This is a genomic window from Alteribacter salitolerans, assembly GCF_016901055.1.
GTDB lineage: Bacteria > Bacillota > Bacilli > Bacillales > Salisediminibacteriaceae > Alteribacter > Alteribacter keqinensis.
In genome coordinates, this window is record NZ_JAFEUX010000002.1 from 242,460 (window position 1) to 258,156 (window position 15,697).

At 39.0% G+C, this 15,697-nt stretch carries 13 protein-coding genes; 10 read left to right on the forward strand and 3 right to left on the reverse strand.

Annotated features, from left to right (window positions below; all coding sequences use genetic code 11):
- Window positions 1-481: 481 nt before the first annotated feature.
- The 8 genes from JSY36_RS04300 to JSY36_RS04335 all read left to right on the forward strand — a co-directional run bounded on the left by JSY36_RS04300 (window position 482) and on the right by JSY36_RS04335 (window position 9,769).
- On the forward strand, window positions 482-766 hold the full coding sequence (locus JSY36_RS04300; RefSeq protein ID WP_205165390.1) for a hypothetical protein: 285 nt from the start codon (window positions 482-484) through the stop codon (window positions 764-766).
- 596 nt (window positions 767-1,362) lie between these two features.
- Window positions 1,363-1,974, forward strand: coding sequence for a YesL family protein (locus JSY36_RS04305; protein WP_205165391.1), 612 nt, complete (start codon window positions 1,363-1,365; stop codon window positions 1,972-1,974).
- Between the two features lie 162 nt (window positions 1,975-2,136).
- Window positions 2,137-3,096 (forward strand): LacI family DNA-binding transcriptional regulator, encoded by a 960-nt coding sequence (locus JSY36_RS04310; RefSeq protein WP_205165392.1) that lies wholly within the window; start codon window positions 2,137-2,139, stop codon window positions 3,094-3,096.
- Between the two features lie 406 nt (window positions 3,097-3,502).
- Window positions 3,503-4,465, forward strand: a complete 963-nt coding sequence (locus JSY36_RS04315) for an ABC transporter permease (RefSeq protein ID WP_205165393.1) — start codon at window positions 3,503-3,505, stop codon at window positions 4,463-4,465.
- Window positions 4,466-4,484: 19 nt separating this feature from the next.
- On the forward strand, window positions 4,485-5,396 hold the full coding sequence (locus JSY36_RS04320) for a carbohydrate ABC transporter permease (protein WP_205165394.1): 912 nt from the start codon (window positions 4,485-4,487) through the stop codon (window positions 5,394-5,396).
- A gap of 78 nt (window positions 5,397-5,474) precedes the next feature.
- Complete coding sequence (locus JSY36_RS04325) at window positions 5,475-7,076, forward strand: extracellular solute-binding protein (RefSeq protein ID WP_205165723.1); 1,602 nt, start codon at window positions 5,475-5,477, stop codon at window positions 7,074-7,076.
- 20 nt (window positions 7,077-7,096) lie between these two features.
- Window positions 7,097-8,557 (forward strand): GH32 C-terminal domain-containing protein, encoded by a 1,461-nt coding sequence (locus JSY36_RS04330; RefSeq protein ID WP_205165395.1) that lies wholly within the window; start codon window positions 7,097-7,099, stop codon window positions 8,555-8,557.
- Window positions 8,558-8,809: 252 nt separating this feature from the next.
- Entirely contained in the window at window positions 8,810-9,769 is a 960-nt protein-coding gene (locus JSY36_RS04335) for a carbohydrate kinase family protein (protein ID WP_205165396.1), read from the forward strand.
- A gap of 272 nt (window positions 9,770-10,041) precedes the next feature.
- Here JSY36_RS04335 and JSY36_RS04340 read toward each other — a convergent pair whose 3' ends face one another.
- A complete protein-coding gene (locus JSY36_RS04340) occupies window positions 10,042-10,899 on the reverse strand; it encodes a hypothetical protein (RefSeq protein ID WP_205165397.1) in 858 nt (285 codons plus the stop codon).
- A 569-nt stretch (window positions 10,900-11,468) separates the two neighbouring features.
- Here JSY36_RS04340 and JSY36_RS04345 point away from each other — a divergent pair.
- Together JSY36_RS04345 and JSY36_RS04350 are read left to right on the forward strand one after the other, a co-directional pair.
- Entirely contained in the window at window positions 11,469-12,452 is a 984-nt protein-coding gene (locus tag JSY36_RS04345) for a tRNA dihydrouridine synthase (protein WP_205165724.1), read from the forward strand.
- Between the two features lie 320 nt (window positions 12,453-12,772).
- Window positions 12,773-13,018, forward strand: coding sequence for a DUF6429 family protein (locus tag JSY36_RS04350; protein ID WP_205165398.1), 246 nt, complete (start codon window positions 12,773-12,775; stop codon window positions 13,016-13,018).
- Between the two features lie 61 nt (window positions 13,019-13,079).
- Here the strand turns inward: JSY36_RS04350 and JSY36_RS04355 are convergent, their stop codons facing one another.
- On the reverse strand, window positions 13,080-14,426 hold the full coding sequence (locus JSY36_RS04355; RefSeq protein ID WP_205165399.1) for an amidohydrolase family protein: 1,347 nt from the start codon (window positions 14,424-14,426) through the stop codon (window positions 13,080-13,082).
- Window positions 14,427-14,661: 235 nt separating this feature from the next.
- Entirely contained in the window at window positions 14,662-15,684 is a 1,023-nt protein-coding gene (locus tag JSY36_RS04360; protein WP_205165400.1) for a phosphotransferase, read from the reverse strand.
- Between the last annotated feature and the right edge of the window lie 13 nt (window positions 15,685-15,697).

Genomic DNA, 15,697 nt, shown 5'->3' on the forward strand with positions numbered 1-15,697 from the left:
CGGTCGGAAAAATCAAATTTAAACTTTTCCTAAATCTCCCCCCCTCCAACCCGCATTCCCTATATAGGGGTTACCTGCTGTATTTTTTTCAATTTCTGGAGCGGAGAAGCGATAGTGAATTATAGGTGTTCCTTTAGGAAGTCAAGATATATAGTTTCTGGGCGTAGTAATAATTTCGTTGAAGAAATCTATAAACTAGTAAATAATAAAAAGTTATCGAAGGAATATTAATAAGAACGGTAATTTTGTAGCTAGTCATGCAAAGTATGGTATTGAAATTGATATTAATGCATTTTTGAATGAAGGAAAGCTGATGGTTACAAATAATTTAGGTAGCGGTGGTTCACATGGTTATGTTTGGAATAGGTATTCGGAGTTAATTACCAGTGAATTTGGTATTACTGAAATGACCAATAGTTACTCGCAACATCTTTCAGAAGAAAGAAATTTTGAGAATTACTCTTTCGAAGGGTATTAACAATTGGATTTTAATATAGTAGTGGGAAATTTTAAGAACTACTTTCAAAGGGAATATATCAAAAACCAATCAAATCTAATTTACACTAGTGAAACGGCAATAATACTTGGAGTGATTGGGGAGCTGTATAATTTATTTTGTGAATTAAAAGTAAAGGCATTACCAATTGAAAAAGAAAGTTTGGAATATATGTGTAAATATACATTAGGTGATTCACAACAGGCTAGAAAATTAATTAATTTGATAAACATTGGCTTTACAAAAGAAAATATATATCTAGATGAGTAGATCACATTAGTGAAGACATGCCATATGAGACAAATCGAGATAATAATCCAAGGTCTTAATTCTGCTTCAACTATAAGTATTCACGAGTATAAAAGGTAAACACCACTACATTAATATTCTGAGACCACTACTTAAGCCCCTTTAAGGGATTTACCAAAACAAGGGCAGGGGATTCGTTGCGTACTTCTAACAATAAACGCCTGATTGCTGCCCAAGTAAGGTATAATTTGATATAAAGACCATAATGTTTTTATGATGGACGTCTCCCATTGAGGTGAAACTGTTGCCGCAGTTTCACCTCAATGGGAGACGTCTTTACCTTTTTCAAGAATATTTATACTTCTGATCCTTATATCGGTCATCTCCGCCCAGACGCTAGCATCAACTTTCGGAATATTCAGACCGGATCAAACAATCAAGGAGTACTTTTTTGTTTAAAAGAAGTATTTCCATATACTGAAGGATTGTTATATTATATTCATTTTACTATGTGAAGTAATTAGTGTATTCTTTTTCATAACTGCTTTTTAGCAATTTTTTGGAGTGAAAAGCCTGGTAGCTTTTACTTATCATAAGTGAATGGGGGGGGTGATAACATGTTAGATTATTCTAAGTGGTATATGAGATTAGGAACTTGGGGATATAATATCGTCTATTTGAATCTGCTTTGGTTTTTATTTACTCTGTCTGGACTAATTTTATTAGGATTTTTTCCGGCAACTGCGGCTTTGTTTGCAGTACTAAGACGATTAATTATGGAAGATGAAGATCAGGATATCTTCAAATTATTTTTCATTAATTTTAAAGCAGAGTTTGTTAAGTCCAATTTAATTGGCTACCTTTTCTTGATTGTTGGAATTTTTTTATATATAGACTTAAGAGTGCTGCAAACCTTAGACAACAACTTATTACAATTAACGTTAGCTAGTATTACATTTGTTATATCTGTAGTATATTTATTAATGTTGCTATATATTTTCCCTATATTTGTTCACTTCAATTTTAAGTTCTGGGAATACCCAAAACGGGCGCTCATACTGGCAATTGCCAGGCCGTTTCAAACAATATTTATGATTACAGGGCTTGCAGTTGTATTGTTCTTGTATATAAATTTTATGGTGTTAATTTTCATATTTGGGATGAGCATGATTGCTTTTGTGATTATGAAATCTGCTTCCTTGTCCTTTCCTCGCAAAGAAAATATTTAGTTTTGTTTATTTGAACTTTTGTATCCGTTTTCTAAAGGTCAAGTAAAAGTAATGTTAAATTAATGAGAAGTAAATTACCAGGGGTGGGAACGAATTTTGCCACATCTTCAAAAAACTATTAGAAAATAGATTTCTTATAAAATTGCATAGAGGGAGATAACAATGACAGTTAAACTTAGTGATGTTGCCAGAGTGGCTGGTGTCTCGCCAACTACTGTTTCGAGAGTTTTAAACAATCGTGGTTATATAGGAGAAAAAACAAGAAAAAAAGTTCACGAAGCGATGAAGGAATTGAATTATTTTCCGAATGATATTGCAAGATCCCTTTTTATTAAAAAGACATTTTTGATTGGTGTTATTTTTCCAACAACAAGTAATCCATTTTTTGGCCAGTTAATTTTTCATTTGGAAAAGATAGCCGCTTCATCTGGTTATAAGATTTTATTGTGTAATAGTGAGGGGCAGGAAGAAAAGGAAAAAAAATATTTAGAAATGCTTCAAAGAAACCAAGTAGATGGAATAATAGCAGGTGCCCATAATACTGGGATTGTGGAATATAATAAACCTAATCTGCCGCTAGTAGGTGTTGACAGATATTTATCGATGAATGTACCTGTAGTTTCCAGTGATAACTATGACGGAGGAAAACAAGCCACACAATTGTTAATTGATAAAGGCTGCAAGCATATAATTCATATTCACGGTTCACTTTCTCTAGAAACACCTGCACACATGAGAAAAAAAGCATATGAAGATGTAATACGAGAGAACAATTTATCTGTTAACACGTATGAAATAGGCGATAATGTGATAAAAAAACTTTTTGATGAAAATCCGCATGTGGATGGTATTTTCGCAAGTGATGATTTGGCTGCGGCAAATGTATTAAGAGAAGCCAGGCAGAGGAAAATTAATATTCCTAAAGATTTAAAAGTAATTGGTTATGACGGGACAGAGACCACTAGAATTTTACTGCCGGAATTAAGCACTGTGCAGCAGCCTATTAAGGAAATTGCAGAGGTAGCATTCGATTTATTGATAAAACAAATTGAAGGCGAAAAGAAGGGTATGGAATTAGAACGAATATTACCAGTTAAGATTATAGATAGTGAAACAACATAGAATCAACGAGGATTTTTATCTTGAAAACCGGGAAATAATTTTTTGTTTTTTTTATGTCATCCGGTTGACACATGAAACCGGATGACATATACTTTGCTTATGAAGAAGCCTCTCCTGATAAGATCCTAAAGTTATTTGTGAAAGCGTTTGATATATCTTTTTAAAAAATGTTAGATAAATAGATTCAAACTTCCTAAAGTTTGAATCTATTTATCGGCTACATTGGAAAGCGATTACATTTAAGGGGTTTTAACGGGAAGTTAGTTCTTCGATTAATATCATTACTTTAAGTTCTAACAACATTCCTAAAGGGGAGGTAGGGAGAAAAAATAGTATTAAAATGAGGGTAGCATTATTGAGCAACCATCGTAAATTTTATTTTAGATTTCCCTAGGGGGTGAAATTTATGAATCCAGTCAAGGTAACCACTATTGGTGATCAATTATCTAAAAAGCAAATAACAAAGAAACAGAATCCAATAAAGTATATGAAGCAAAATATCATGTTGTATGTATTTTTGCTTCCTGCAGTGCTTTCCGTCTTTATCTTTAATTATATTCCGATGTATGGAGTAATTATTGCCTTTAAAGACTTTAGTCCAGTAAGAGGGATCATGGCAAGTGATTGGGTCGGACTTGCTCACTTTGCAAATTTCATGAAATCACCTAATTTTTATCAAATATTTACAAATACTGTGAAATTAAGTGCGTATGAACTTCTGTTTGGATTTCCTATTCCTATTATTCTCGCTCTTATGTTGAATCAGATTAGAAGAGTAGGTATCAAAAAGAATATACAATTAGTTATTTACGCACCGCATTTTATTTCTGTAGTTGTAATTGGCGGCATGCTCTTTATGTTTCTTTCACCAGCAGGGCCTCTAAATGCCTTGTTAACAATATTCTTAGGCCAACCGATTTCATTTATGTCCGACCCGGATTATTTCAGAACTATCTTCGTTACATCTGGGATATGGCAGTCTGCAGGTTTCGCATCTATTATTTATGTTGCTGCACTTTCAAACGCTGATCCGCAGCTGCATGATGCAGCTACGATAGATGGAGCCTCTTTGTTACAGAGAATATGGCATATTGACGTACAAGTATTAAAACCGGTTATGGCAGTATTATTTATTCTGGCGGTTGGAGGAATTATGGCTGTAGGTTTTGAAAAAGCATATCTCCTTCAGACTGCCAGGAACTTACCTGCATCAGAAATTATCGAGACTTATGTATATAAGCGGGGGCTGCAGGCGGCAGATTGGTCATTTGGTGCTGCAGTAGGATTATTCTTATCAGTTATTAACCTTATGCTTCTAATAACTGTGAACCAAGTAGTTAAAAAACTTAAAGGTGAATCCCTTTTTTAGAAAGGAGTGGACAATCAGGATGGGCAACTTAAGTAACACAAAGAAAAATCAACTTATAAATAACTCAAATACAGACCGGTTAATACTGCTTATTAACAAAATTCTGTTGAGCTTAATTGTAGTCATTGTAACTGGTCCTCTTTTATATGTATTACTCGGCTCTTTTCTCCAACCCCATGTTCTGATGACCAGGGGGATTTCACTTGATCCTGCACACTGGACAATTGATGGATATATACGGATCTTCCAGGATGGCTCAATCATGAGAGGTTTTTTGAACTCTGTATTGTATGCCGGAGGATTTACCTTGGTGTCCATTACATTTTCTATCCTTGCAGGCTACGCATTATCTGTTGATGAGCTGGTCGGTAAAAAGGCTTTAATGATCTTCTTCCTTTTTACCATGTTCTTTAACGGTGGCTTAATTCCAACTTATCTTCTAGTAAGGGAGTTAGGATTAATTAATACCCCTTGGGCAATTATCCTGCCCGGAGCAGTAACTGTATGGAATATCATTCTTGCACGGACTTACTTTAAAGGGCTCCCAAATGAGTTAAAGGAAGCTGCAAAAATTGATGGAGCATCTGATTTTATGATCTTTCTGAAGATTGTATTGCCGTTAGCTAAACCAATTGTTTTTGTTCTTGCACTGTTTGCATTTATAGGACAATGGAATGCTTACTTCAACGCTATGATTTACCTGGAAGACCGTTCACTTTATCCGCTCCAATTAGTTTTACGGGAAATTCTCATTCAAAATGAAGTTCAGCCTGGAATGATTGCAGATCAGCTTGCAAGAGCAGAAATGCAGAGAGTTGCTGAAATGATTAAGTACTCATCAATTGTTGTTGCAAGTTTGCCATTATTGATTATGTATCCTTTTTTTCAAAAGTATTTTGAAAAAGGCGTCATGGTAGGATCATTAAAGTAAAGGCTATTTTAAAGATTCGAGTGGAAATAAGTAACTAAGTTTGTTTAGCAAAATAAATAAGAAAAGCGGGGATTTATGATGAAAAAAATAGCTAAACCGTTGACGGCAGCCCTACTTGGAGGAGTAGTTTTAGCAGCATGCGGGGGGAACGATGATCAAACATGGTCTGAAGATTATGGGCTCTCAGATATCTCATTTCCAGTTGAAGAAGATGTAACACTAAAAATCATGACATCAAGCTCGCCGTTAGCGCCTGAGGATCCTAATGATAAGTTAATCTACCAACGCTTAGAAGAGGAAACTGGTGTCAAAATTGAGTGGAGGAACTTTGTCGGTGAAGCCTTTACTGACAGAAGAAACTTGGCTATGTCCAGCGGTGAAATGCCGGATGCAATAAAAAATGCAGCATACAGTGACTATGAATTATTAAGGATGGCAAGAGATGAAGCCATTATCCCACTTAATGATTTAATTGATGACTACATGCCTAATTTACAGGCGGTGCTTGAACAGGCGCCGCTATACAGAGCAATGATGACTGCTGAAGATGGAAATATTTACGCTTTCCCATGGATTGAAGAGTTAGGAGAAGGAAGAGAAAGTATTCACTCAGTGGATAACTTTCCTTGGATCAATGTGGAATGGCTGGATGAACTAGGATTAGACATGCCTGAAACAACTGATGAGTTAAAAGAAGTGTTAATCGCGTTTAGGGATAATGATCCGGCAGGAGACGGGCAAACAATCCCAATGTCCTTCATTATCAACGATGGCGGGCAGGATCCTGGCTTCTTATTCGGTTCCTTCGGTCTTGGTGACAACTGGGATCATACGGTAGTAACCAATGATGGAGAAGTTAAACTTACTTCAGCTGATGAAGGCTACAAAGAAGCTATTAAATTTATGAATGAGTTATACGAAGAAGATCTGTTGGATATTGAAGGTTTTGAGCACGATTGGCCGTCATATGTAGCTAAAGGGCAAGAGGGCCGTTATGGTTTATATTTTACTTGGGATAAAGGGAATATTTCAGGGATGAATGACTCGTATGATCTTATGCCTCCTTTAGCTGGTCCAGATGGCCATATTAACGTTGCAAGAACAAACGGGATGGGCTTCGACCGTTCAAGAATGGTTATTACAAGTGCCAACCGAAATCTTGAGTTAACAGCAAAATGGATTGATCAAATGTATGATCCGCATCAATCTGTTCAAAACAACTGGGGTACTTATGGCGATGACGAAATGCAAAACATTTTTGAATACGATGAGGATAAAGAAATGTTAAGGCATCTTCCACTCGATGGCACAGCGCCTGTTGAGCTGAGAGAGAGAACATCCGTTGGTGGTCCATTAGCAATTTTAGACAGCTATTATGGCACATTTACAACAAAACCAGACGATGCTGCATGGAGATTAGGCTTAATGGAAAAAGTGATGGTTCCTCACATGCAGGCAGACAATATTTATCCAAGAGTATTCCACTCAATGGATGAACTGAATCGCCTCTCTAATATAGAAGCTGATTTAATCCCTTATGTACAGAGAAAGAAAGCTGAATGGATTTCAAATGGAAAAGTGGAAGAAGAGTGGGATGAACATTTGGAAGAACTGGAACGCTTAGGATTATCTGAATGGCTGGAAATTAAACAAGATGGTTACGACAGAAGTACAGAATAAAGCAATACAGGAGGCAAACAGTGGCAATTCAAGACTTGCAAAAATACAGACCGGAAATACATTTTGCACCAAAAGAAAACTGGATGAACGACCCAAATGGTTTAGTATATTTCGAAGGGGAGTATCATCTGTTCTTTCAATATAATCCGAATGACAGCGTGTGGGGTCCTATGCATTGGGGCCATGCTGTCAGTAAGGATATGATCACGTGGGAAGAGCTGGATATAGCATTATATCCGGATGAGAACGGGACAATTTTTTCAGGAAGTGCTGTAGTAGACTGGAAAAACACTACTGGATTTTTCCCGGATGAACCTGGTTTAGTTGCTATTTTTACACATCATAAAGACGGCGTTGAAGGAAAACCGCAAGTTCAGACGCAGAGCTTAGCATACAGCCATGATAAAGGGAGAAGCTGGACAAAATATGAAGGAAATCCTGTACTTGGCCATGCAACAAAGGTGGATTTCAGGGATCCTAAAGTATTTTGGCTTCAGGATACGGATAAATGGATTATGGTATTGGCTACAGGGCAGACAATAACTTTCTACTCTTCACCTAACTTAATAGATTGGCAGATTGAAAGTGAATTTGGAGATAATATCGGCTCTCATGATGGTGTGTGGGAATGCCCGGATTTATTACAATTAAAGGTTGAAGGAAGTAACGAAGAGAAATGGGTTTTATTTGTAAGTATTGGAGATAACCCTCAACTCGATGCTGGATCACGTACACAGTATTTTATCGGATCGTTTGACGGGTCCACTTTCAAAGCAGAACATACGGACATCAGATGGCTCGATTTTGGTAAAGACAATTATGCAGGCGTTAGTTTCTCCGACGTTCTTGATGGCAGACGAATCTATCTCGGCTGGATGAGTAACTGGAGATATGCAAATGAAGTTCCGACAGAAGGCTGGCGCAGCCAGATGACGCTTCCACGTGAGTTGTCACTTCGCGAAGTGGCAGATAAATACCAAGTAGTTCAAAAAGCCGTTAAAGAATTAGATTCCTATTTTTCGAATAAGGAAGACCTGGAGGAGACTATTGTCAGGGAGTCTGAAACGAAATCCTATAAAATGACTAATTCTTACGGTGAGATTGTTTTAAATATTCAGAGGGTTGACGCAACACAATTTGGTATAACGCTGAAGCATACAGAGGAGCAGTCAACAACTCTGAAGTTTGATTCAAAGGAAGACGTGCTAGTACTGGATCGCTTAAAATCAGGACCGCATGATTTTTCCGAGAACTTTTCGAAAGAGCAGTCTTTAAAGCTGGAAGACACAACTAAAGTGCAGCTTCGTTTAGTGATTGATTCATCATCGGTCGAAGTCTTTGTAAATGATGGAGCTTATGCACTGACAAGTTTAATTTATCCGGATGAAATTGGCGAAGAATTTTCTGTATTTGCTGTAGATGGAACAGTTAAGATTACAGATAGCTATGTATCGCAACCTCAAAAAAATCAGATCACATAATCTAATAAAGGGGAGGGAAGAGGATATCTTTCCTCCTTTTTTATCTGCTTGTATATTATAGTGATTGTTGATATTGTAGCAAATCTGTGTCTTTTCCGCCGCACATCCTCGAGCTCCGATCTCCAGGGACTCGCCTGATTCATTTAACCCAGGATGACAAAGAACTGCAAAAACAACATTACTTGGTCAATTATTTGTTTTTTATCAGAGTTGATATTATAAAGAATATTAATTGTGAAGGGTTTGAAAATAATGAACGAAAATTCGTCGGTTATTTGTATAGGTGAGATATTGATAGATTTTTTCTGTACAGATGTAGACATTGACTTAGTTAAAGGGAAGCGTTTTGAGAAGCATGCTGGGGGAGCACCTGCCAATGTATGTGCAGCAATTGTGAAGCTGGGTGGAAGAGCCTCGTTCGTAGGTAAGGTTGGCAAAGATCCCTTCGGACTATTTCTAAAAAATACATTAAATGAAGTAAATGTGGATACATCCATGCTCGTAATGGATAATCAAAATCCAACAACATTGGCATTTGTATCATTAAAAGCGGATGGAGAACGGGATTTTGTATTTAATAGAGGTGCCGATGCTTACCTAAGGGAAGACGAGTTGGATAAAGGCAGGCTAAGAAAAGCCGGCATTTTGCATTTCGGCTCAGCTACAGCATTACTGGAGGGGACATTTCGGGATACCTATTTAAACGTGATAGAAGCAACTGCAAACGGAGGGCAATTAATTTCCTTTGATCCTAATTACAGGTCCGACCTCTGGGAAGGCAGAAAAGCTGTTTTTACAAGCTTGGCAAGAAAGGTAGCCGCAAAAGCGGACTTTATAAAAGTCAGCGATGAAGAACTTAGAATCATCTCCGAAACCAAGGGCTTAACAGCAGGGGTTCAATATCTGCATGACCTTGGAGCAGACACAGTAGCAGTTACCCTAGGAAAACGTGGGACACTGATTTCTAACGGAAAGAACCATGAAATCATTCCAAGCATTGAGATAGATGCGATAGATTCTACTGGAGCAGGTGACGCATTTGTCGGGGCAATGCTTTATCAGTTGTCAAAAGCGCAAAATCCGAAAAAAGAACTTGAGGATTTTAATAAGCTAAGAAGTATCACGGCTCTCAGCAATAAGGTTGGAGCTGTTGTATGCACAAAAGTGGGGGCCATTTCTGCACTACCTTCCCTTGAAGAAGTATTAAAGTAAAAGCAGGGCTATATATCTAAGTCTTTAAACTATGACTCACTATCAGGCTTAAATAGATGGTTATTTACATTAGTATAAAATAAGAATGGAAAAATGAATAAAGGTTATATGAATTAAAAAATACTTAGTTGCTAAATGGCCTTTTCCCATTGAATCACCTGAAATCGGGTCTATGAACGGAATCATTAATGTAAGAGAATAAAGTAGCTTTGATTTTATTTAATAATGAAGCCCATACCGCCGACGAAATCTGCGCATGGGCTTTTCTTCGGTTACTCTGTTTCCGGCAGTTCCTGTATCGCTTTTTCCATAAAGGCTAACGCATTGTCCTGCTGGTCAGCACCGGAGCGAATTGCAGCGATTTTTCCAGCTCCACCAATTTCAACCCTGGTGAAAATAGCGCTCTCCGATATATCAACGCCGTACAGCTCTTTTTCATCTGTCTCACCTTGATAATACTCCAGTATAATGTAGGGAAGGTTTTGTTCCAGTTCACCGGGCAAATCTAGAGACTGAAATGGCTCCATACTTAAGAGGAAATCGAACTGTGTTTGGTCCGTGATATAAATGTCGGGAGTTTCGCTCATTAATATAATAGGAATTCTCTGAGTGGATGCAATGTCCATTTCTGAGGTTAAAGTGGCAGGGATATATTCTATCTTCACTTCCACGTTTTCAAATTTAGGGAATTCCTGCTCTATAGCCTCACTTATTACAGTGCTATCGTCCGCATAATATTCTCCTAAGAACAGGATTTCCAGGTCAGGGGGAAGTATGTCTGCCAGCCTGGATTGTTCTATTCTGTAGTCAATAAAATTATACAGGATAGCTCCAAATATAAACACTGAACTGAGTATAGCCAATGTATGGAATTTGTAATGTTCAAAGAAATATTCCATTTTTTCTCTAGCATTCATTGTAGTACTGTTTTCAGGCTGGATGTTTCTTTTGATAACATGATAGGCCTCTGTAATTCTGCCTATATCAATGGCAACGTTTGAATCAGTGGTCTTAGTCTTGTCCTGTTGCGCTTTTAGTTTTTTGATCCACAGCAGATACTGATCCTCAAGCTGCTCTATTGTTACTTCTTTTGAGACGTCCATAATCTCATACGCGGTCTTTAAATCCATAGATGTTCACTTCCTTATTAAAGCACTTTGTATTCATTATACAAGGTAGTATATATGTTTACTATCATGTAATTAATAGAATGGCGTAAAAGGGCTTTAGAAAGAGCTGTTTCAGCATAGGGGTAAGTAGCTTGAAGTTATCTGAAGTTTATTTGTCTAATCTGTTGTTAAATGCTCGTTTAATATATCATTGAGTCGCTCCACAGATTCCTCAGACAAAAAATAAATAGTATGCGTATCCTCTATATCCATGATGGTACCGTCATCTATCCAGAGAAAAATTTTATAATTGTTCGATTTCAGGGCCTTTTTCCTGTTCCGGCCTTCTCCGATCTTCCGCTTTCTTTTCATAATTTCAGTGAATTTCCGAACTGATTGAATTGGCGGATATCAGGAAGATATATTTTGGCAGTAAAGAGATTATAAAAGAAAAATTACCATCTCCGATCCGTTTGATAAACAGGGCTTAAACATGGTATAAGTGTAGAAGAAACAGGGACATCCTGCTTTTGAATTTTGGGATAACCGGTTGGTCTGGTATCCCATAATGAGAGGGTTTTGATTTAATGATGAAAGATAATTTTTGGCGTGAACTCCCACGACCTTTTTTTATACTGGCACCAATGGAAGAAGTGACCGATGTAGTTTTTCGCCATGTAGTGAGTGAAGCAGCCAGACCTGATGTGTTTTTTACAGAGTTTACAAACACGGAGAGTTATTGTCACCCTGAGGGGATCCGCAGTGTGCGCGGGCGCTTGACTTTTACAGAGGATGAACAGCCGATGGTTGCACATATATGGGGGGATAAGCCTGAATACTTCCGGCAAATGAGTATTGGTATGGCGGAACTGGGCTTTCGCGGTATCGATATCAATATGGGCTGTCCTGTACCTAATGTTGTACACAATGGGAAGGGGAGCGGCCTTATCCGGCGTCCGGAAGTTGCAGCAGAATTAATCCAGGCAGCGAAAGCAGGCGGGCTCCCCGTAAGCGTAAAGACAAGGCTCGGTTTTACGGAAGTAGATGAATGGCGGGACTGGCTTACCCACATCTTGAAGCAGGACATCGTTAACCTTTCCATTCACCTGCGTACAAGAGATGAAATGAGCAAGGTGGATGCCCATTGGGAGTTGATCCCGGAGATTAAGAAACTCCGTGACCAGATAGCACCGGATACACTTTTGACGATCAATGGGGATATTCCCGACCGTCAAACCGGTTTGAGACTCGTTGATCAATATGGTGTTGACGGGGTGATGATTGGCCGTGGTATTTTTCATAATCCATTTGCCTTTGAAAAAGAGAAGAAAGATCACAGCAGTAAGGAACTGCTTGATCTCTTAAGATTGCATCTGGATCTTCACGATAAATATTCACATTTAGGGCTGCGTCCGTTCAAGGCTCTTCACCGCTTTTTTAAGATCTATGTCAAAGGATTCCGCGGGGCGAGTGAATTAAGAAATCAACTGATGAGCACAGAGTCAACAGATGAAGTCCGTGAATTACTCGATAACTTTGAGTTAAAGAATGTGCAGGGCATTGGGGAACGGTAGAAGGTCGTGATTCAAGGGGAAAGTAAAGCAGTGTGTTAAACTGGTGTGCCTCCAAATAGTTAGAATAGTAATCTTTAATTAGGGTAAGATTATTATTTCTTCAATAATTAAACCTGAATGAAGCAGAAAGATATTCCTGACGAAGCAGGCAATACTGGCTCCGTTAGTTTTTGTAAGATCACCAGCGCCGCTTGTGTTACCACATACACTCTGAGCATGAGGATTATGTGGCACGACTAAAAGAAATACAACAATCCTGCAAACACCTTGATCGCTTTTTTAGCTGAATAATCATATATGAGGAAAGGGGGTTTATCAAAATGGAAAAAGAAGTGAAGGACCTTACATTATTACTCTTATACTTAACATCCTGGAAAGATGAGCCTCCTTTTGAAGAAATGAGAAGAAGCTGGAAGGGCTACCGGTTTGAAACGTTAGATGAATTAACTGATGAAGATTTTATTCGCGGGAGTACCCGGTCAAAGTCCGTTTACTTAACGGAAGAGGGTATCAAAGAAGCCGAAAAATTAATGCAGAAGTATTTAGGGAAAGGTCATTTTTCTTAACTTTGAGATTATAGTAGAGAAGGTGCACCGGGAAATGGACCGGTGCACCTTTAATACCCTCCTACTTCTTCACAGCCTCTCTCTGTCTTTGAAAGATCCTTTCACTTGCAGCCTCTACCTGCTCCCGAAGGCGTTTTTGTTCACCGTAAACCAGCTTACCATCACGTTTAAGGGCTTTTCCGGCAACAAAGACAAATTCAACATCCTCAGGGCGGGCACTCTGGACAACAGCCCCTACAGGTTGGTTGTTGAGTGGATGAAGGTTCGTTGAAGACGGATCAATAATAATTATATCCGCTTCTTTCCCCGGCTCGAGCGTCCCGACTTTGTGATCAAGATGAAGGGCTTTTGCTCCATTTTGTGTAGCGAACGTTAGAACATCCTTTGTCGTAATTCCAAGTTCCATTGGCATGTCCCCTTTATCCAGTATTATCTCATTCTGCCGTGCTCTTTCAGCCTGTAAGGCAAACTTCATTTGGGAGAACATGTCCCCTGCTGTGGACACAACGACATCGACTCCCAGCGTCACCAGGCCATTGTGTTCGTGAAGGCGACCGGTTGCCGGGTATCCGTGACCCATCATCATTTCAATTTCAGGAGTCACGGAGAGGGACGCACCGCTCTCGGCAATGAGCTTATATTCATAAGGCTGGATGCGGTTGACGTGTACCAGATTCAAATCTTCTCTTAGCAGCCCTGCATCATGAAGGCGGGAAATGGACCTGTCATGAGGTCCCCAGCTGCCGAACCCTATGTGCATCGATGCAATGGCATCGAGTTCTCTTGCAAGCTTAATGTCATCAACGGCGGTTTCCCATGCACTGAATTCAGGCCCTCGAATCGCCAGCCCCATTGTTAAAAGCTGATCGGAGGATTGGAAGTATTCTTTTTTTACTCTTCGGCTGTCCTCGGGATGCCTCAACCGACTCTCCCTGTTCCAGTACTCGCCGCGCCCCGAGACCCCGTGAGCAAAAATAGCGCGTATTCCTGCTTCGCGAAGACCATTGATTGCAGCATCCGCGTGTTCCGGAGTTTCCAGCATGGAGTAATCAAGGACCGTAGTCACACCGGCGTCCAGGGCTTCAAGAGAGCCCCACAGGTTTGCAAGGTACATGTCTTCTGTTGTGAGCATGGATCCTAAATTCCCGTAATAAATGTTTTCGAGGTACTGAGGCAGTGACCAGTCTGTTCCGATATGGCGGATGAGAGATTCCCAGACATGACGGTGAGAATCGACAAAGCCGGGCATAACAACTTTTCCTTCTGCATCAATCGTCTCTGTTTCACTGTCAGCAGTAAGGTCCGGCTGAATGGCTTTAATGTACTTTCCCTCGATCAGAATGTCAGATTTACTCCTGATAAAATGACGATCTAACACAGTCCCATTTTTGATTATCTTTTTGTTCATTGAGACTAGCCCTCCTCTATAAATTGCTTTCTGTCAACGTATACCCTGTGTGACCATAAACATATCGCTTCTTTTTTCGGGACGTTACGTAATTCTTGATAGTGAATACGACTAATTAACATAAAGCAAAACGAGTGTTCCATAAGGTTATATTTCACTTTATGGAACACTCGTTTCAAAACCGGGCCAGTATTATTAAAGTAATTCGAATATCAGCTCAATTGTAGACGAGGCTTTATTTGCTTTTTTTTGCATACAAATCCAATTGGTGAATAAAGGATGTAACTTTCCTTTCAGCATGAATAGTCTGAAGTAATTTCTTAGCAACTCTTTTTTTTCGTTTCAATCTTGACCGGTGATACTTATTGAGAACGAGGGCTGTAGTACGAGGAAAACGAAGCAATACTTTAAGCAGCTCAAAATCCCTCTTTTTTAGTGATGTAACGGATTGATATCCGTCCAAAATGTGTTTTGCACTAGTGAAATCCCAGTTGTGTTGGTGACAGGAGTTAAAAATAACGCGGTAAAGGTCATAAGAGCGAAGGTCAATACATAACGTTTCAAAATCAATTAAACAGGGGCCGGTTTTCGTAATAATGATATTCCCCGGACCACCGTCCCCATGGCACAGTGGATTTTTCCTAAGAGCTTCCTTACACGCAGTCTGGTAAGAACTTTTCTCTAAAAGCCTTAACGACTGGTGGGCGTACTTTTTTATTTCTTCCCCGTGGGTACGAAAATGGCTGTCTAATATATTTTTATAGCCGCCTGCTGCAGCCAGCTGTATATGCTTATTTAATTTCAAGTACTTCTCTTCCAATTCAGAAGGCCAAGATCCGATCCGGTTATTCGCTCCCTTTTCAGAAGGTTTTATTGAGGCGGCATGCAAATGAAACTCTGCTAATATTTTTCCGCTGGCAATCATGTCTTTTTTTGAATATGGGGAGGCCCATCTTCCCTTAACCCAAGGAGTCAGGATATATGGTACTCTTTTTGAGGCTGCTCTTGCATATAAAACTTTTTCATTCTTTTTGGAGGGGTGACGCCAGGATACTTTGGAAAACCCGGACTTTCTTAATTGATTCAAAGTACGGTCTATCCATTTAATTTTAGAAATAGGATAGGGCATGGATTTTAAAGCATATACACTTCCATTCGTAAGACGGACTTTATATACTCCACTAACAATTCGATGACTCTTAGAAACGTGTATCTTAAATTGATTTGACAGCCTGTTTAGTAATGTTGAATGTTTCAATTTCTCTTCCTCT

What these genes read in the sequence shown, in the direction of transcription:
- JSY36_RS04310 (WP_205165392.1), top strand. Translation starts at nt 2,137, where the DNA reads ATGACAGTTAAACTTAGTGATGTTGCCAGAGTGGCTGGTGTCTCGCCA.
- JSY36_RS04340 (WP_205165397.1), bottom strand. Translation starts at nt 10,899, where the DNA reads ATGGATTTAAAGACCGCGTATGAGATTATGGACGTCTCAAAAGAAGTA.
- JSY36_RS04305 (WP_205165391.1), top strand. Translation starts at nt 1,363, where the DNA reads ATGTTAGATTATTCTAAGTGGTATATGAGATTAGGAACTTGGGGATAT.
- JSY36_RS04320 (WP_205165394.1), top strand. Translation starts at nt 4,485, where the DNA reads ATGGGCAACTTAAGTAACACAAAGAAAAATCAACTTATAAATAACTCA.
- JSY36_RS04350 (WP_205165398.1), top strand. Translation starts at nt 12,773, where the DNA reads ATGGAAAAAGAAGTGAAGGACCTTACATTATTACTCTTATACTTAACA.
- JSY36_RS04335 (WP_205165396.1), top strand. Translation starts at nt 8,810, where the DNA reads ATGAACGAAAATTCGTCGGTTATTTGTATAGGTGAGATATTGATAGAT.
- JSY36_RS04355 (WP_205165399.1), bottom strand. Translation starts at nt 14,426, where the DNA reads ATGAACAAAAAGATAATCAAAAATGGGACTGTGTTAGATCGTCATTTT.
- JSY36_RS04345 (WP_205165724.1), top strand. Translation starts at nt 11,469, where the DNA reads ATGAAAGATAATTTTTGGCGTGAACTCCCACGACCTTTTTTTATACTG.
- JSY36_RS04325 (WP_205165723.1), top strand. Translation starts at nt 5,475, where the DNA reads ATGAAAAAAATAGCTAAACCGTTGACGGCAGCCCTACTTGGAGGAGTA.
- JSY36_RS04315 (WP_205165393.1), top strand. Translation starts at nt 3,503, where the DNA reads ATGAATCCAGTCAAGGTAACCACTATTGGTGATCAATTATCTAAAAAG.